This window comes from Sulfobacillus harzensis (assembly GCF_012933365.1).
In the GTDB taxonomy this organism is placed as follows: domain Bacteria; phylum Bacillota; class Sulfobacillia; order Sulfobacillales; family Sulfobacillaceae; genus Sulfobacillus_B; species Sulfobacillus_B harzensis.
The window spans coordinates 1-17,442 of record NZ_JABBVZ010000028.1; the positions used below are offsets into that span (position 1 = coordinate 1).

Annotated in this window: 15 protein-coding genes; 13 read left to right on the plus strand and 2 right to left on the minus strand. The window is 58.0% G+C overall.

Annotated elements, in window-relative coordinates; genetic code table 11:
- Nucleotides 1-172: 172 nt before the first annotated feature.
- Nucleotides 173-1,576: a glycosyltransferase family 87 protein gene (locus tag HIJ39_RS09860; RefSeq protein WP_169099170.1), complete on the plus strand. Its 1,404-nt coding sequence runs from the start codon at nucleotides 173-175 to the stop codon at nucleotides 1,574-1,576.
- Nucleotides 1,577-1,654: 78 nt separating this feature from the next.
- Entirely contained in the window at nucleotides 1,655-2,527 is an 873-nt protein-coding gene (locus HIJ39_RS09865; RefSeq protein WP_169099171.1) for a 4-hydroxy-3-methylbut-2-enyl diphosphate reductase, read from the plus strand.
- A gap of 1 nt (nucleotide 2,528) precedes the next feature.
- Here the strand turns inward: HIJ39_RS09865 and HIJ39_RS09870 are convergent, their stop codons facing one another.
- Complete coding sequence (locus tag HIJ39_RS09870; protein ID WP_169099173.1) at nucleotides 2,529-3,227, minus strand: cytochrome c biogenesis CcdA family protein; 699 nt, start codon at nucleotides 3,225-3,227, stop codon at nucleotides 2,529-2,531.
- 133 nt (nucleotides 3,228-3,360) lie between these two features.
- On the opposite strand from HIJ39_RS09870, the gene ftsE reads away from it, so the two are divergent.
- Genes ftsE through HIJ39_RS09910 form a run of 8 tightly spaced genes read left to right on the plus strand, consistent with a single transcriptional unit; the run spans nucleotide 3,361 to nucleotide 14,045 of the window.
- Complete coding sequence (gene ftsE / locus HIJ39_RS09875; RefSeq protein WP_169099175.1) at nucleotides 3,361-4,047, plus strand: cell division ATP-binding protein FtsE; 687 nt, start codon at nucleotides 3,361-3,363, stop codon at nucleotides 4,045-4,047.
- Nucleotides 4,037-4,924, plus strand: coding sequence for a permease-like cell division protein FtsX (gene ftsX / locus HIJ39_RS09880; RefSeq protein WP_169099177.1), 888 nt, complete (start codon nucleotides 4,037-4,039; stop codon nucleotides 4,922-4,924). Before ftsE ends, ftsX begins: the two co-directional genes overlap by 11 nt.
- 53 nt (nucleotides 4,925-4,977) lie before the next feature.
- The gene (locus HIJ39_RS09885) at nucleotides 4,978-6,174 is read left to right on the plus strand and encodes a S41 family peptidase (protein WP_243239503.1); all 1,197 of its coding nucleotides are present in this window, start codon (nucleotides 4,978-4,980) and stop codon (nucleotides 6,172-6,174) included.
- Between the two features lie 12 nt (nucleotides 6,175-6,186).
- Nucleotides 6,187-8,190: an excinuclease ABC subunit UvrB gene (uvrB, locus tag HIJ39_RS09890; protein ID WP_338055137.1), complete on the plus strand. Its 2,004-nt coding sequence runs from the start codon at nucleotides 6,187-6,189 to the stop codon at nucleotides 8,188-8,190.
- Complete coding sequence (gene uvrA, locus HIJ39_RS09895; RefSeq protein WP_169099179.1) at nucleotides 8,183-11,026, plus strand: excinuclease ABC subunit UvrA; 2,844 nt, start codon at nucleotides 8,183-8,185, stop codon at nucleotides 11,024-11,026. The genes uvrB and uvrA overlap by 8 nt, the downstream gene beginning before the upstream one ends.
- A 9-nt stretch (nucleotides 11,027-11,035) precedes the next feature.
- Entirely contained in the window at nucleotides 11,036-12,895 is a 1,860-nt protein-coding gene (uvrC, locus tag HIJ39_RS09900) for an excinuclease ABC subunit UvrC (protein WP_169099181.1), read from the plus strand.
- Entirely contained in the window at nucleotides 12,892-13,239 is a 348-nt protein-coding gene (locus HIJ39_RS09905; protein ID WP_169099183.1) for a phage holin family protein, read from the plus strand. Before uvrC ends, HIJ39_RS09905 begins: the two co-directional genes overlap by 4 nt.
- Nucleotides 13,212-14,045: a Cof-type HAD-IIB family hydrolase gene (locus HIJ39_RS09910; protein ID WP_169099184.1), complete on the plus strand. Its 834-nt coding sequence runs from the start codon at nucleotides 13,212-13,214 to the stop codon at nucleotides 14,043-14,045. The genes HIJ39_RS09905 and HIJ39_RS09910 overlap by 28 nt, the downstream gene beginning before the upstream one ends.
- Here the strand turns inward: HIJ39_RS09910 and HIJ39_RS09915 are convergent.
- On the minus strand, nucleotides 14,022-14,261 hold the full coding sequence (locus HIJ39_RS09915; RefSeq protein WP_169099186.1) for a hypothetical protein: 240 nt from the start codon (nucleotides 14,259-14,261) through the stop codon (nucleotides 14,022-14,024). The two genes, HIJ39_RS09910 and HIJ39_RS09915, sit on opposite strands and share 24 nt — an antisense overlap.
- 126 nt (nucleotides 14,262-14,387) lie before the next feature.
- On the opposite strand from HIJ39_RS09915, the gene rapZ reads away from it, so the two are divergent.
- From rapZ to whiA, 3 genes are read left to right on the plus strand one after another with little or no spacing between them, the layout of a single operon-like run.
- Complete coding sequence (rapZ, locus tag HIJ39_RS09920; RefSeq protein ID WP_169099188.1) at nucleotides 14,388-15,257, plus strand: RNase adapter RapZ; 870 nt, start codon at nucleotides 14,388-14,390, stop codon at nucleotides 15,255-15,257.
- Nucleotides 15,258-16,532, plus strand: a complete 1,275-nt coding sequence (locus tag HIJ39_RS09925; RefSeq protein ID WP_169099190.1) for a gluconeogenesis factor YvcK family protein — start codon at nucleotides 15,258-15,260, stop codon at nucleotides 16,530-16,532.
- Nucleotides 16,529-17,389 (plus strand): DNA-binding protein WhiA, encoded by an 861-nt coding sequence (whiA, locus tag HIJ39_RS09930; protein ID WP_169099192.1) that lies wholly within the window; start codon nucleotides 16,529-16,531, stop codon nucleotides 17,387-17,389. Before HIJ39_RS09925 ends, whiA begins: the two co-directional genes overlap by 4 nt.
- Nucleotides 17,390-17,442: the final 53 nt, after the last annotated feature.

The following is a 17,442-nucleotide window of genomic DNA, read 5'->3' on the forward strand; positions in this document are numbered from 1 at the left end:
GTCGTCCCCCTCGCGCACGCTGAGACTACTGGGGCCGCAGGGCCCCGGGATCATCAGGCCGTGCCGACCCATTTTTTATCCCGCTCATGTGAGCGGGTTGTTTTTGTTTGCGGAATAGCGCTCGTTCGTGTCGGACACCCTTTTGGTGGTAGTTCTTGGAGGCGAACGAGCCATGCGATGGAAAGCGGTCGTGTCACGCACGCCATTCTTTTGGATGGCCTTAGCCTGGCTGTGGCTTGATATCCCCAGCTTTTGTTGGTGGATGGGTAAAGCGTCCATTGCCCAATTGCTGCGCTCACCAATGGGGTTTATCAGCCCCGATCGCCATGTCGACCACCTCTGGGCAGCTGGATGGTATTTTGTTGGCGTCAGCGTTCTTATTCTTTCGTATCAACCGGCTATTCAGGCGTGGGAGACGGCCCGCAGAAAACCCTGGCTGCCGGCGGGCCTGAGTCTGCTATTGGCGAGTCTCTCCTTTCCCTTTGTCTCGCACGACATCTTCTCTTACTACGGAGAATGGCGTCTGATGGTTCTTTATCACCAAAACCCCATGACCACCCCAGTTGCAGCTATCCCTCATTGGCGGGCTGACCTGTGGCTCATTCGGGCGGGATGGCAGAAGTCCATTAATCCCTATGGACCAGCCTGGTTTGCGCTCGTCGATGGTCTAGGGCGCCTTGCCCCTTACGGCTTTGTGGGATTTTTCGTTTTCTTGAAGGCGATGGCGTTGGCGAGCACACTTGTGACCGGAGGCGTTCTCCAGCGCCTGCGTACATCGAGCGCTGTCCGCTATGTCTTACATCCGGTGGTGATGGTTGAGTTTCTGGCCAATGGCCACAATGATGTCATCATGGTGGTTATGGCGGCTCTAAGTTTCGCGTTGTGGAGCCAGCGCCGTTGGATTTTTGCGGGCATGGCTGCAGGTCTTTCCGTGGCGACAAAGTACGTGACCTTGGTAGGACTCTTGTGGCTGGCTGTCGCTCCGCGAGACTGGGGGCAGCGATTTAAGGTGGCCGGTGCGGCTCTGGTTGTCGGGGTGATCCTACTCGCTCCATTTTGGCACGGGCAAGCGACATTGGCGGGCATTTCAGATCCTACGCATCTCTTTCTTCGCTCGCCGGCTTTCATCATCCAGGGGATGCTGGTGCACTTGGGAGGACTGACGCGAGCATCAAGCCGCCATTGGGCCACGGGAATCACCTCATGGATATTTTGTGTCCTGTATCTTTGGGCTGCCAAGAGGTTTTGGCGTACTCAAGATCCTATTTACATTGCCGATGTCCTGTTGGCAGCCGCGCTCATTTTGATGTCGTGGCTGCAGTTTTGGTATTTGGGCTGGGCGTTGCCGTTTTACGTCGTCAGCCGTAAACTTCGGGCCGCGGCGATGGTCAAATATCTGGCTTACTTGGAGATTGTCCGCGTGACTGGGTGGCCATTCGGTCTTCCAGTGGCTTTGCAACTTGTGCAAGTGCTCCTCATCTGGGGCCCGTTAATCTGGGGAATCTGGAGAATCCGGCGCTCGGCCGATAAGATACGCCCCTATGGTCTTGGGCTCTTGAACCGGCGCCAGCAATAACCCGTGGCTCTGCTTGTTGACTGACCGTGTCCGCTTGCGCTTTCGTGTACAATGAAAGCAAGAAGCGAGGGATCTTTGATGGACGTGTTGAAAATTGCGCCGCGCGGGTACTGTTACGGGGTGGTGGACGCGATGACCATGGCTAGGCAGGTGGCCAAGGACCCCAATGTGCCAAGACCCATTTACGTGCTCGGACAAATTGTGCATAACCGCCATGCGGTGGATGAGCTGGAGAGCCTCGGCATCAAGACGTTCGATGGGGGGCCGCGCGTCGATTTGCTGGACCAAGTGCCCGAGGGGGCGACCGTCATCTTTACTGCCCATGGCATTGCACCGGCCGTTAAGGAAAAAGCGCGCAAGCGCAATCTGACGTTTTATGATGCGACCTGCCCGGACGTGACTAAAACGCATGTGCTGATCCAGGAAAAAATACGCGACGGATACTCCATCATCTACATCGGCACGAAAGGCCACCCCGAACCGGAGGGCGCCATGGGCGAAGCGCCCGCGGGACGAGTCGCGCTGCTTACCACGGCTGACGAAGTGGAGAGCCTGCCGTTCAGTGAAGACACGAAGCTCGCGGTGGTGACGCAGACGACGCTCAGTCAATGGGATACGGCCGCCATCATTGAGGCCGTTTTGCAGCGCTACCCTCATGCTGAAGTGCACAACGAAATCTGTCTCGCCACGCAGCTCCGTCAAGAGGCGGCTGTCAAGGCGGCTCAAGAGGCTGATATGGTGGTTGTGGTGGGTGACCGGCGCAGCAACAACTCCAACCGTTTGGTAGAGGTGGTAGAGAAGGTCGCAGGAAAGCCGGCCGTGCGTGTGGAACAGGTGAGCGACCTGGATCCGGCCTGGTTTCAAGGGCGCTCGCGGGTTGCCGTCACCGCCGGTTCATCAACGCCCAGTCCCATCACCCGGGCTGTGATTCGCTGGTTGGAAGACTTGTAAGCTAGGCGATAGCGGCCAGTCGCACGTAAAGATGAGTTGCCAACAAGAGGCCCAATACGGTGAGGAGGATTCCGGCCGTGCGCTCAATCCATGGCAAATAGCGGCCCAACTGGCGGGTCCACTGGGTGGCGCGGCTCAGAAACAGGGCCAAGATGAAAAATGGCAGCGCCAATCCCAAGGCGTAGACGGCCAGCAGCACACCGCCCAACACCACCGTATGGCTGCGCGACGCCAAAATCAGGATGCTGCTCCAAATAGGGCCTACGCACGGGGTCCAGCCGGCAGCAAAAACGATACCCATGATCAGTGGAGACCAAACGCCGAGCCGTCCGCGTGCTGGAAGGGCCATGTGCACATCTCGCTTTAAGAGGCCGAGATGAATGACGCCCGCCAATTCCAAGCCGAAGATGACCATGACCACGCCGCCCAATTCGCTGATGAGGGTCTGATAGCGGTGGATAAATTCACCAATGGCGGTGGCCACAAGCCCCGACGAAATCAGCACCAGGGAAAATCCGGCGATAAAAATTAAGGCGTTGGTCAATACCCGGGCTCGTACGGCGCGGTTTTCAACAGCTTCCACCGTCAGCGGGGTGCCGGCCATGGCGGTGAGATAAGAGGGGACGAGGGGAACGACGCAGGGAGACAACACGGAGGCTAGTCCTGCGCCAAAGGCAATTCCAAAACTTGCCGGATGCATGCTCGTCCCCCTTTCGCTTTTCAAGCCTTGATTATAGCATCTACGGTGGGAGGAAGGAATTGCCGCCTCCCTGTCGAATCATAGATCTTAACGGAATTTTTTGTCGGACCGTTGTCAAGGGGGACTCGGATAATTGATTCGCATCGAAGGGGTGACCAAACGATACCCCAATGGTCATCGCGGCTTGACCGATGTTTCGCTGACCGTGCATCGCGGTGAGTTCGTCTTTCTGGTCGGTCCCTCGGGAGCAGGGAAATCGACCCTCATCCGTCTATTGTATGGTGAGGAGCGTCCTACGTCGGGTGAGGTCACGATTGACCATTTTCGCCTTACCACCATGCGCATGCGCCAACTGCCTAAACTGCGCCGTCAATTGGGCATTGTCTTTCAGGACGTAAAGCTTCTGCCCACGCGCAATGTTTTTCAAAACGTTGCCTTTGCCATGGAGGTCGTGGGAGCCTCCCGCAAAGAGATTCAAAAGCGTGTGCCGCAAGTGCTGGAGTTGGTCGGATTGAGCCGTCGGCGCGACCATTTGCCCAGCCAATTGTCTGGCGGCGAGCAGCAACGGGTGGGGATTGCCCGCGCGTTAGTCAATCAGCCGACCTACGTGCTGGCGGATGAACCTACTGGCAATCTGGACCCGGACACCGCGTCAGATATTATGCGCCTCTTCTTGGAAATTAATCGTCGCGGCGCTACGGTGGTGATGGCGACTCATGCCCGTGAATTGGTGAACCAATTGCAAAAGCGGGTTATCGCTATTGAGGCCGGCCGTATTGTGCGTGATGAGGCCAAGGGGGTGTACGGCTATGAGTCTTAATGCCATCGGACATCTTCTGCGCGAGACGGGACGTTCGCTCACTAAGAACGCCTGGATGGCCTTGGCTTCCGTCTCCACGGTGACTATTGCGTTGTTTGTGCTCGCCGTTTTTGTGGTGGTCAGTGCCAACGTGAACCATGTCACGCAACTCTTGGAGAATCAGGTCGAGATGCGGGTGTTCATTAAGCCGCATGTCAGCCGCCAGCAAGAGATGGCATTATATCGGGAGGCCAAGGCATGGCCGCAGGTACGCCGTATCGATTATTTCACCAAACAGCAGGCAGCCGACAATTTGAAAAGCGAATTTCCTGATCAACAAGATCTTTTTCAGGTGATTCAAAAGTCCAACCCGCTCTTTGACGGCTTTGACATCTACACCAAGACCCCTCGGCAGATTCCGGTCGTGGCCTCCCGCATGTCCAAAGACCCAATCGTGCACAACGTGGTGTATCAGGGGACGGTGGTGCGCCGCCTGACCCGCTTGGGGAACATCTTAAAGTGGAGCGGATGGGTGGTGGAGGCGCTGTTGGCCATCGCCACCATGCTCATTATTGTCAACACCATCCGTTTGGCGGTATTTGCCCGCCGTCGTGAAATACAGGTGATGCGGCTGGTGGGGGCGACAGACTGGTTTATTCGTTGGCCCTTCATTCTGGAAGGGTTGACCATTGGCCTCATTGGCGCCGTGGTCTCTGATATGGTGATTGGATCGGGATACCGTTGGGTCATTAAACGGGCTGCGACCTCACTCCCCTTTTGGCCTATGGCGGGTTGGCATCAGGTCATGGCACAGACCACTCTCTTTACGGTCGCTGGCGGGCTGATTGTGGGCGGATTGGCGTCCTTGATTGCTGTGCGCCGCTTCCTTAAGATCTAAGCCGGAACAATCGTGTGTTATAATGAGAGATACGGTTAAGGAGGTCTCTCTCATTGAAGGCGCGCACGTGGGGAGCCTGGGCTTTGGTGACGGTGATGCTAATGGCGGGCTCGTCGGGCGCCACTTGGTGGCTCACCACGCGCGCGAGTCAAAGTCAGATACCGCCCAGCATGAGAACGAGTTCCCAGTTTCGGCGCTTTGTCTCCACGTATGAACTGATTCGGCGCCAGTCCATATGGAAGAACAGCCCCCAACAGTTGTTGCTGGGAGCGACGAATGGCATGGTTAACACGTTGCACGACCAGTTCAGCGATTATTTGACCGGAGGACAGACGGCCAACTTAAACGCCATGTTGGACCCCACCTATGTGGGGATTGGCATTGAGGTGTCATTCAAGGCGTCGTTGGTCATCCAAGCCGTTTTTCCGGGCACGCCGGCAGCCAAGGCGGGGCTCAAGGCAGGTCAGCAGATTGTCGCCATCAACGGTCACGCCACACACGGCATGGCACCCCAGGCGGCTATGGACTTGTTGCATGGTCGGGCGGGAAGCCAGGTGACGCTCACGATACGGCACGGGACGGGGACTCGTCGATTCACGCTGACGCGTCGCACGATCGCCTTTCCCACCGTATCCTCCACCATGCTGCCGGGCGGCATCGCATACTTGGACATTAGCGAGTTCGGTCAAGACACCGGCAGCCAGGTCCAGGCCGCATGGCATCAACTGCTAGCCCACCATCCGCGGGGGCTGGTGCTGGATTTGCGTGGCAAGCCTGGCGGCGAACTCACGCAGGCGCTTCGGGTGGCCGATCTTTGGGTTCCCAAGGGGCCGGTGGTGACATTAAAGTATAAGAACCAAAAGCGGGATGAGACGTTGGATTCTACGGGCCCGGGAACGCGTCTGCCCATTGTGGTGCTGGTGAATGGCAATACCGCGTCGGCGGCGGAAATATTGTCGGCGGCCATTCAGGAGCGGCAAGGCGGTGAGCTGGTAGGCACCAAAACCTATGGCAAGGGCATTGTCCAGGAGGTAATTCCGCTCTCCGGCGGGGCATCCTTAAAGTTGACGGTGGCCCGCTATTATACGCCTGATGGAGACTATATCGAGCACAAGGGTCTGACACCCAATGTGCTGGTCAAGGAACCGGCGGCAATCGCGCCGTCTGATGTGCCTAGCCAGGATCCCCAGCTGAGAGCGGCCATTCGGGTGTTGGAGCAGAGGATAGCCAAGGATTCGGGTTCACGCTAGAGGGAGGACATCGTGGCGGAATTTGAAGTGCAGAGTCCGTATGCGCCGGCTGGCGACCAGCCAGGCGCCATTAAGGCATTGTCCGAGGGTTTTCTGAGTGGGCTAAAGGAGCAGGTGCTGTTGGGTGTGACCGGCTCCGGCAAGACCTTCACGATGGCCAACGTCATTAAAGAAGTGGGCTTGCCGACCTTGGTGGTGGCGCCCAACAAGACCTTGGCAGCGCAATTGGCGGGGGAGCTTAAGGCCTTTTTCCCCAACAATGCCGTTGAGTACTTTGTCAGCTACTACGACTACTATCAGCCCGAGGCCTACATTGCCCAAACGGATTTGTATATTGAGAAGGACGCGCAGATAAACGATGAAATTGACAAGCTGCGCCATGCGGCAACCTCGTCGCTGTTGGAACGTTCGGATGTGATTGTCGTGGCCTCGGTCTCTTGCATCTACGGTTTAGGCTCTCCGGAAGACTATCGGGACCTAGTGCTGTCCTTAAGAACCGGTCAGGAGCGAAGCCGCGAGTCCATTTTGCGCAAGCTGATTGAAATTCAGTACGACCGCAACGACATGAACTTTGTGCGCGGAAAGTTCCGGGTGCGAGGCGATGTGATTGAGATATTCCCGGCCAACCGCAGCGAGCAGGCGATTCGGGTGGAACTTTTCGGAGACGAGATTGAGCGCATCCGGGAGTTCGACGTATTGACGGGCGAGATTTTAGGGGATCGCGAGCATGTCGCTATCTATCCAGCGTCGCACTATGTGATGGGGCAGGCTCGTCGCGATCCGGCCATTGATAGTATTGAGCGGGAGTTGGAGGATCGGCTGCGGCAACTGAAGGAGTTAGGGAAGGACCTGGAAGCCCAGCGGCTTGAGCAGCGTACGCGCTATGATCTGGAAATGCTCCAGGAGGTGGGATTCTGCTCGGGTATCGAGAATTACTCGCGGCATTTTACGGGTCGCCTCCCGGGGGAGCCGCCCTACACGCTCTTAGACTATTTTCCGGAACACTTTCTCACCATTATCGACGAGTCGCACGTGGCCGTGCCGCAGATTCGCGGCATGTATGCCGGCGACAAATCGCGCAAGGAAAGTTTGGTCGAATACGGTTTTCGTTTGCCGTCCGCCTTCGACAACCGGCCTTTGACCTTTGAGGAATTTAAAGGGCACGTGGATCGGGTGATGTATGTCTCCGCCACGCCAGGGCCGTATGAGCTGGAACATGCTGAAAAGGTGGTCGAACAAATTGTACGGCCCACCGGGCTTTTGGATCCGAAATTGATTGTGCGGCCCACCCAGGGGCAAATTGACCATTTGTTGGGCGAGATTCGCGAACGGGTGCAGAAAAATTTGCGCGTCTTGGTTACCACGCTCACCAAGCGAATGGCGGAAGATTTGACCGACTATCTCCGCGAGGCGGGGATTCGGGTCCGTTATCTGCATTCCGACATCGACACCATGGAGCGCATGGCGATCATTCGCGATCTGCGCTTGGGCGAGTTTGATGTGCTGGTCGGCATTAATCTGCTGAGGGAGGGGCTCGATCTGCCCGAGGTGGGCTTGGTCGCGATTTTGGATGCGGACAAAGAAGGATATCTCCGCTCGGCTACCTCCCTGGTCCAGACCATCGGACGGGCCGCCCGCAATGTGGAGGGCACGGTCATCATGTATGCCGACAAAATGACGGACTCCATGCATGAGGCCATCTCCGAGACGGAGCGACGCCGCACGATTCAGGAGCGGTACAATAAAGAACATCATATTACCCCGGTCAGTGTCACCAAGGATGTGCGCGAGGTCATCACCGCCATTAAGCCGTCCGCCGACGGCATCGCTCAAAAGCCGGTCAAGGAGTTGACCCAGCGGGAGCGGATCAAGCTAGCCAATCAACTTCGCAAGGAGATGAAGGAAGCCAGCCGCAATTGGGAATTCGAGAGGGCGGCGGCTTTGCGGGACATGTTGATGGAACTCGAGGCGGAGCGCCCAATCAAGAGCGTGGGAGGAGGCAAGAGGCGTGGCTAGCGGCGTGATTCGCGTTCAAGGAGCGCGGCAGCATAATTTGAAGAATATTACCGTCGACATTCCCCGCGATGAGTTGGTGGTGATTACCGGCGTCTCGGGATCGGGGAAGTCGTCGTTGGCGTTTGACACCATTTATGCAGAGGGCCAGCGACGCTACGTGGAATCGCTGTCGAGCTACGCCCGCCAATTTCTGGGGCAGATGGATAAACCTGATGTGGATACCATCGACGGGCTGTCGCCGGCGATTTCCATCGACCAGAAGACCACGTCCCACAATCCCCGCAGCACCGTGGGCACGGTCACGGAAATTTATGACTATCTGCGCGTACTATATGCGCGCGCGGGCCAGCCCCACTGTCCCAAATGCGGCCGCGAGATTCAGCCGCAGACCGTGCAGCAGATTGTCGACCGGGTGATGGAAGCCCCGGAAGGAACTCGGCTTGAGGTGCGCGCGCCCATCGTGCGGGGAAAAAAGGGCACCCATGAGAAAGTTGTGGAGGAGATTCGCCGACTAGGTTATACCCGCGCCCGGATCGACGGAGAATTGTTCGAGGTGGAGTCGGCACCATCTCTCAACAAAAATCAGAAGCACACCATTCAGGCGGTAGTGGATCGGATTGTCCTCCGCCCCGAAGTTCAGGCGCGGTTGGCGGAAGCGATCGAGCATGCCTTTGAAATCGCCCAGGGATTGGTGGAGATTGGGCCGCCTGACGGACAGGGCACGCTGTATGCCCGCGATTTGGCCTGCGCGGAGTGCAATATCTCCCTCGAAGAGCTCAGCCCACGGATGTTTTCGTTCAACGCCCCATTTGGGGCTTGTCCTGATTGCACGGGATTGGGATTTAAACAGGAAATTGATCCGGATTTAATTGTTGATCCGGAACGGTCGCTTGCGGATGGGGCGCTCTTTCCCCTCTACCGCGGCACCAGCCGATTTTACCCGGATCTCATCGAAGCCTTGGGACGGAACGCGGGCATCCCGACCGATGTGCCCTTCAAGGAACTCCCAGAATCCGCCCAACGGATTTTGCTGCACGGCTATGACAAGCCTATCCCCTTTACCTACGAGTCGATTTTCGGCCAGTCGCGGCGAGAGACCATCATGTGGACCGGTCTCATTCCTATTTTAGAGCGGCGCTATCGGGAATCCACTTCGGATGTGCAAAAAGCGGAGATTGAAGGCTACATGACGGCACGCCCCTGTCAAACCTGCCATGGACAGCGGTTGAAGCCTGAGGTGCTGGCTGTGACCGTGGGCGGATTGTCGATCGCCGCGCTGACCGATTTGTCGATTGTCAAGGCGCGCTCGTTTCTGCAAGAGCTCTCGCTTCAAGGGCGCCAGGAGAAGATTGCCAAGCCGATTTTGAAAGAGGTTCTCGAGCGGCTGGGCTTTTTGGTGGACGTGGGCTTAGGATATCTTACGCTCTCTCGGACGGCTGGCACGCTGTCGGGCGGCGAGGCGCAGCGCATCCGTCTGGCTACCCAGATTGGCTCCTCCTTGATGGGGGTGCTCTATATTTTGGACGAGCCGTCCATCGGTCTGCATCAGCGGGACAACGACCGGCTAATCCGGACGTTGAAGCGGCTTCGGGATTTAGGCAATACCGTGCTGGTGGTGGAGCATGATGAGGACACCATGCTGGCGGCCGATTATCTGATTGATATTGGCCCTGGCCCAGGGGTCTATGGCGGCGAGGTGGTGGCGGCAGGCACCCCCGCAGAGGTGATGGCGCATCCTACCAGCTTGACCGGCCACTACCTTTCCGGGCGTCGGGAGATCCCAACCCCGGTTCGCCGCCGCACGCCTGGCGATCGCTGGCTGACGGTCGAGGGAGCCCGCGAGCACAATTTGAAAAATATCCGGGTGCGAATCCCCTTGGGAATGATGGTGGCGGTTACGGGGGTGTCCGGTTCGGGCAAGTCCACCCTGGTGAACGACATTATCCGCCGGCGGCTGGAGATCGACCTAAACGGGGCCCGAAGCCGCCGCGTAGGCCAGCACAAGAATATTCGCGGCCTCGAGCACCTGGACAAGGTGATTGCCATCGATCAGAGTCCGATTGGGCGCACGCCGCGTTCCAACCCAGCGACCTACACGGGCGCCTTTGATTTGGTGCGAGAAATTTTCTCGAATACCACGGAAGCCCAGGTGCGCGGGTATCGAGCCGGCCGCTTTTCATTCAATGTGCGCGGCGGCCGCTGCGAGGCCTGCCGTGGCGATGGGATTCTCAGGATTGAAATGCACTTCCTTCCCGATGTCTATGTGCCCTGCGAGGTCTGTAAGGGCAGCCGCTACAACCGTGAGACGCTGGAAGTGCGATACCGCGGCAAATCCATCGCCGATGTGCTGGACATGACGGTGGACGAAGCGCTCGACTTCTTTCAGCATCATGCCCGCTTGAAGCGGAAGCTGGAGACTTTGCATGACGTGGGATTAGGCTATATTCGCCTCGGTCAGCCCGCCACCACCTTGTCGGGCGGCGAAGCGCAGCGCGTAAAATTGGCCACCGAACTCTCGCGCCGTTCCGACGGCCGTACACTGTATATTTTAGATGAGCCCACCACGGGACTCCATGCGGAGGATATCCGTCATTTGCTTTCCGTGTTGGACCGACTGGTGAGTCAGGGCGATACGGTACTGGTGATTGAGCATAATCTGGATGTGATTAAGACGGCCGACTGGATTATTGATTTGGGACCAGAAGGGGGGGACCAAGGCGGGCAAGTCATTGCCGAGGGACCGCCGGAAGTCGTCATGGCGGTGCCTGAATCTTATACCGGGGAGTATCTGCGTCGCCATATTGAACGGCAGGAGACGCTGTCCGAGGCTCGCTGACGGGACAATATGAGAAGTCCACAACTGGAAGAAAAATTGAAGTCGCTGCCGCAAAGCCCTGGCGTTTATCTCATGAAGGATGATGACGGCCAGGTACTGTACGTGGGTAAGGCGGTGGTGCTGAAGAACCGGGTGCGTTCGTACTTTCAAGATTCGGCACGCTTGGCGCCCAAGGTGCGGGCTATGATGCGCCATGTCATGGACATGGAATATATTGCCACAACCACCGAGGTGGAGGCCCTCATCCTTGAGGCGACATTAATCAAGCAGATGAAGCCGCATTACAATATCCGCCTCAAGGATGACAAGGCGTACCCGTATCTTCGCCTCACCTGGGAGGAGGACTTCCCCCGGCTTCTGATTGCCCGCAAGCCGGCTGAGGACGGCAGCCGTTATTTTGGCCCCTATCCCCGGGCCCAGGCAGTCCGAGACACCATCCGGCTATTGCGCAAAATTTTTCCTATCCGGAACTGCACCAATCCCAAATTCCGAAATGCCGCCCGCCCGTGCTTGGAATATCATATCGGGCATTGCCAAGCGCCGTGTCAAGGGTGGGTGGACAAAGAGACCTATCGCGCCACCATGAAGCAGGTGGAGCGTTTCTTAGAGGGCCGTCAGGATGAGGTGGAGAAAGATTTGGTGCGGCGCCTCAATGCGGCCGCCGAGAATCTCGAGTTTGAGAAAGCGGCGGAGTTGCGCAATCAGGTGCAGGCCATTCGGGAGGTGCGGGAGCCGCAAAAGGTGGCGGCCGGCACCCAACGCGAACTCGATGCCATTCATTGGGCGCTCCGCGACGATGAGGCTCTGGTGCAAATCTTTCGGGTGCGGCAGGGACGCTTGAGCGGGAGGGAGGCGCTCACCTTGACGGGGGTGGAAGGAGCCAAGGACGAGGATATAGCTCAGGCATTTTTACTGCAATACTACAGCAATGCCCAAGACATCCCACCGGAGATTCTCATTGCGGCACTCCCTGACGACGTCAAGGAATTGACCGAGTGGCTCAAGTCGCGCCGCGGTGGGACAGTAAGTGTCAAAGTGCCGCAGCGAGGTGAAAAAGCCGCCCTTTTGGCCATGGTCAAGAAGAATGCCGAGATGGCTCGCGACGAGGGTCTTCGAAAAGAGGCCCTGCAGGAAAGACATGTGCATGACGGATTATTGGGATTGCAGCATGCGCTGGGGTTGGAACACCTGCCGCATCGCATGGAATGCTACGACATTTCCAATACCCAGGGCACTGAGTCGGTGGCGTCAATGGTGGTCTTTACTGACGGAAAGCCCGACAAGTCGCAGTACCGGCGCTTTAAAATTCGCACGGTCGAAGGGCCCAACGACTTTCAATCGATGTATGAGGTCATTGGGCGGCGATTTCGTCACCGCGAGCTGGCCGAGGATAATCCGGGGCTCAAGCGCTTTGCCACCCTGCCTGACTTGGTCATCATTGACGGGGGCCGGGGGCAATTGGGCTATGCGGTGCGGGCCATGCAAGAAATTGGGGTGGAGGTCCCGGTGTTTGGGTTAGCCAAGCAGCATGAGTGGCTATTTGAGCCAGACAGCCCCAACCCTATCATTCTTGACCGGGATTCGGCAGCCTTAAAGATGCTGCAGCATCTTCGGGACGAAGCGCACCGCTTTGCCATCACCTTTCACCGCCAACTGCGGACTCGCCGCAATTTGAAGTCGCTGTTGGATGATGTGCCAGGCATTGGGCCGAAGCGCAAAAAGGCGCTTTTGCGCGCCTACCCGAATTTGGAAGCCATCCAATCGGCCAGCGTGGACGATTTGGGAAATCTTCCGGGCATGTCGCGCACGGCGGCCGAGTCCGTCCTTGAATATCTTAGGAAAAATCAGGTGAGGGGGAGTTCCTCATGAGACGCCTGTGGCTCTGGTTTTTTACGGCCGTGACGCTATTTGTTATGGCTCACCTCCACATGGGTATTGAGGCCACCAGCCTCGGCCGGGTGATTGTGGCCAGCATCGTGCTGGGATTGGTCAACTTGGTTGTCAGGCCCATCGTCAAGCTCTTGACGCTTCCCTTGACGCTGATTACGCTCGGATTGTTTGGCTGGGTGGTTAACGCCCTCATGTTGTGGCTGGTGTCGGCATTGGTGCCCGGGTTTCGTGTGGCGGGATTTGTTCCCGCCTTGGAAGCATCGGTAATTCTAGGGATTGTATCGGGGGTGGTCAATTGGGTCATTCGTCGTCGATCGCGCTAATTGCATTAGATCTGGATGGGACCACGCTAAAGGCGGACGGCAGTATTTCGGATCGATTACAGGCGGCCGTGGGTAAGGCGCTGGAACGGGGCATCCGGGTGATGTTGGCGACCGGGCGCATGGTACAGTCGGCAGAGCCATTTTGGCGGGAGTTGAAGCTGCCGCCGGGCCTTCTGGTTGCCTATCAGGGGGCGGTGGTAGCGGACATGCCGAGCGGCAAGCTGGTAGCTAAAACCCTGCTTCCTGACGAAGGGGCGCGGGCGGCGGTTCGTTGGGCTCTCGACCGTGAGATGTTGACGCAAGTGTATGTGGGTACGGAACTTTGGGTGTCGCGAGAGGACCCTCGCGTCCGCCAGTACATTGAAAAGAATCACATCCCCGCATGGGTTCGGACAGCCGAGGAAATGCTGCAGTGGCCGGAGCCGCCGATTAAGGTGCTGCTGCAGGATGAGCCAGAGGTTTTGGATCGAGTGCGGCGGCATTTAGAACCTGAAGTGGCGCGGTTCCCCATCCGCGTCTTTAAATCGCAGCCCGACTACTTGGAATTGGTGCACCAAGACGTCGGCAAAGCGGTGGGATTAGCGGCTGCCGCCCAAACGCTCAACATTCCCCAACAGCAGGTGATGGCCATCGGCGACGCTGAAAACGACATCGATATGCTGAAATGGGCGGGGCTGGGCGTTGCCATGGGGCAGGCACCGGATGCGGTTAAGCAAGCGGCTCAGGTTGTCACTGCTCCCATTTCCGAGGACGGTGCAGCACGGGCTATTGAGCGCTATGCCCTAGGGATGCCAGTGGTGGATTAAGTTTGTGCCCCAACGGCTCTCGAGCATGAGATACAACACTAAGGCGGCCACAGCTAGTACGAACAACGCAGTAAAGCGGCGCTCAATAGAACGCTCGCGGCGGGCCCGGGTTCGGGCTGCACGGCTGGATGGAAGTTCCGGTTCGACCAGCGTCGGCTGGTGACGGCGCTCTCGCCGGGACGGCGGTTGCAATGACGGGGGTTCGGTTTGAGCCATGGTCTCCTCCCTGTCGCAGTGGTGATTCCTTGTTATTCGACACCATTCGTCTCGGTATGTCAACGGGGAGAAACCAGAAAAGGTTACAATGGGGGAAATGGTGGCCGGGGAAAGGCGGGACGGGGTTTGGCATCGCGATTCATCATTATCACCGGCATGTCGGGAGCCGGCCGCAGTGAGGCCATACGGGCTTTCGAGGATTTGGGATATTTTTGCGTTGATAATCTGCCGCCCTCCTTAGCGGCCAAGTTTGCGGAATTGGCGAACCGAAGTCCGGATGTGCACGGGGCGGCACTAGGCATGGACATCCGCGGGGGGAGCTTCTTTCCCGAATTAGCGCAGGTGCTGGACGAGTTAGACGCCCAGGGCACGTCCTATGAAATATTGTTCTTGGAAGCCGACGAGGAGACGCTGATTCACCGTTATAAGCTGTCCCGACGGCGGCATCCACTCGAGGCGGGCTCGCGCCTGGTGGAGGCGATTCGCCAAGAGCGGGCGGCATTGGAGGAACTGCGGGGCCGCGCCGATCTGGTGATTGACACCTCGGGCTTAACCCCGTTGCAGCTTCGCCAACGGCTTAATGATGCCTTCCGCCTTCAGGAGACAGTGCCTTTTCAGATACGGTTGGTGTCCTTTGGCTTTAAGCATGGGCTGCCCAAGGATGCGGATTTAGTCTTTGACGTCCGCTTTTTGCCCAACCCCCATTATGTGCCTGAGCTCCATGCCTTGACCGGTAATGAGGGAGAGGTGGACGCCTACGTGATGGGATTCCCCTTGGCCCGGGAAACGTTGGAGCGGTTGAGTGAGCTCCTGGATTTTCTCATTCCGCAATTCCACAGTGAAGGAAAACCGGTCGTGACCGTGGCTGTGGGATGCACAGGCGGCCAGCACCGATCGGTGGTGTTTGCCAATCGCTTGGCGTCGCATCTGAAGAACGGCGGCCATGCGGTGTGGGTCGAGCACCGCGATTTGCCCCCAAGGACGGGGGAGGTCTAGATGTGGCGTTTTTTGGTGCCGGGTCTCAGAATTAAACGCTTTTTGGTGATTATTGCCTTAGGGTTTGTCGCGATTGGGGTGGCGTTTGGCCGTTGGTTGCTGCCGGATCCTATGAGTCTTTCGACCGGCGCCGTCATGTTCGCGGTGGGCGTGCTCATCGTGGCGGGGGCGTCCTGGGGACTTTCCAAGACTGTGGGCGATGTGTTGGGCTCCGACAAATGGGCGGGGGTTCTGTATTCCCGTCGGCAATTGGCCCGGGGACCCAAGATTGTAGCGCTCGGAGGCGGGACGGGATTGCCGGTGGTGTTGCGTGGGCTAAAAAACTACACCTCCAATCTCACCGCGGTCGTGACGGTTGCGGATGATGGGGGCAGTTCAGGCCGGCTGCGCGGCGACTTAGGAGTATTGCCGCCTGGCGATATTCGCAACTGCATGGTGGCCTTGGCGGATACTGAGCCCTTGATGGAGGAACTATTTCAGCACCGCTTTCAAAGCGGTGAGCTGAAGGGTCACAGCTTCGGCAATTTGTTTTTGGCAGCCATGGAGCAGACGGCGGGCGACTTTGTCACCGCGCTGAGGGAATCCAGCCGGGTTTTGGCCGTTCGTGGCACAGTGCTACCCGCCACCCTGGAAAAAGTGACCTTATGGGCGGAATTGGAGACTGGTGAGAAAATTTGGGGGGAGAGCAAGATCGGCAGGAGTCCGGCGCGCATCCGCCGCCTAGGCATGGAGCCGGAAGATGCCACGCCGCTGGCTGAGGCCGTACAGGCGATTATGGAGGCCGACATGGTGGTGCTGGGCCCGGGAAGTCTTTACACCTCCGTCATCCCCAATCTTTTAGTACGGCCTATCCAGGAAGCGATTCGCCATACCCCCGCGGTACGCGTTTATGTGGCCAACGTCATGACTCAACCCGGAGAAACGACACACTATACGGTGCGGGATCATCTCGACGCGCTGGAGCGGCAGGTGGGCCGCGGTCTGGTGGATGTGGTGCTGGTCAATAATCAGAAGGTGGACGACGAGGTGCTGGCCCGCTATCGCAAAGAAGGGGCGGAGCCGGTGCTGCCATTCGAGGGCGGTGCGTCGGCTTGGCCAGAGGTGGTGGCATCGCCCTTGATTACGGCCGACGGGGTAGTGCGCCACGACCCCCAAAAGTTGGCGCGGGCGTTGCTAAAGCTTTTGGTGCGCTACCGCCCGCATTGGTCGGAGGGCCGGATACTGGATGGGCTGTGGCTTGAAGCTCGCCTGCGGGAAAGGAAGCGAGGAGCGTGACTTGGTCGTTTACGCGCCAAGTGAAAGCGGAGTTGGCCGGCACGCCGCTTGGTTCGCTGCCGTGTTGTTGGGCGGAGCTCTGGGGACTGTCGGGCCGGGTGTCGGATCCATATGAGGATGGTGGACCTTGGGTGGAGGCCGGCTCGGCCTTTGTCAGCCGTCGCGCCTATCGCCTCATGAAACATCTGGATTTGGATCCGTCGATTCACATCGGCCGCCACACCCACCGAGTCACCTTTTCTCTGTGGGGGAACGATGTGCCGCCCCCGGATCTCGACCAAAGCCTTCGCGACTGTCCGGCGGGGCTGGTCCGGGGAGCCTTTTTGATGCGCGGGTATGTTTCCGAAATTGATCGCCCGGTCCATTTTGAAATACAGGCGGCCGGTCCTCGGCAAAGTGAGACGCTGGCCTGGGCTGTTGAGGCGCTAGGGGTGGTACCGCATACCTCGTCGCGCCGCAGCCAACCTCTTATTTACCTCAAAGACCGCGAGCAGGTGGCCTATCTGTTGGGGCGCCTTGGCGCCCATCAAACGGTGCTGGCGATCCAGAGCCAGAGCGTGGTGAAGTCCATGAAAAATCAAATCAACCGGCTGGTCAACTCAGAGACCGCGAATATGAAACGGAGCGTCGAATCGGGTCTTAAGGACGCGGAAAAATTGTCGGCTCTGGGTGCCCGGGGACGTCTATCGCGGCTTCCGGAAAATCTTCGCGAACTAGCGGAAGCACGTGTTGCCCACCCTGAGTGGAGTTTTGAGGAACTGGGCCGGAATCTCCATCCGCCTATCTCCAAGTCGGCGGTCAATCACCGTCTCAGGCGCCTCAGACTGTGGTTAGAACAGGAATCGGAGAATCGTTGATCAATTTTAGCACTTAGGTTGATCGTCGAGCCAAGATGGCTACAATATGAATA

Coding starts and splice junctions, on each gene's coding strand:
- HIJ39_RS09860 (WP_169099170.1), top strand. CDS start 173: ATGCGATGGAAAGCGGTCGTGTCACGCACGCCATTCTTTTGGATGGCC.
- HIJ39_RS09865 (WP_169099171.1), top strand. CDS start 1,655: ATGGACGTGTTGAAAATTGCGCCGCGCGGGTACTGTTACGGGGTGGTG.
- HIJ39_RS09870 (WP_169099173.1), bottom strand. CDS start 3,227: ATGCATCCGGCAAGTTTTGGAATTGCCTTTGGCGCAGGACTAGCCTCC.
- ftsX (WP_169099177.1), top strand. CDS start 4,037: ATGAGTCTTAATGCCATCGGACATCTTCTGCGCGAGACGGGACGTTCG.
- uvrC (WP_169099181.1), top strand. CDS start 11,036: ATGAGAAGTCCACAACTGGAAGAAAAATTGAAGTCGCTGCCGCAAAGC.
- HIJ39_RS09905 (WP_169099183.1), top strand. CDS start 12,892: ATGAGACGCCTGTGGCTCTGGTTTTTTACGGCCGTGACGCTATTTGTT.
- HIJ39_RS09915 (WP_169099186.1), bottom strand. CDS start 14,261: ATGGCTCAAACCGAACCCCCGTCATTGCAACCGCCGTCCCGGCGAGAG.
- HIJ39_RS09925 (WP_169099190.1), top strand. CDS start 15,258: ATGTGGCGTTTTTTGGTGCCGGGTCTCAGAATTAAACGCTTTTTGGTG.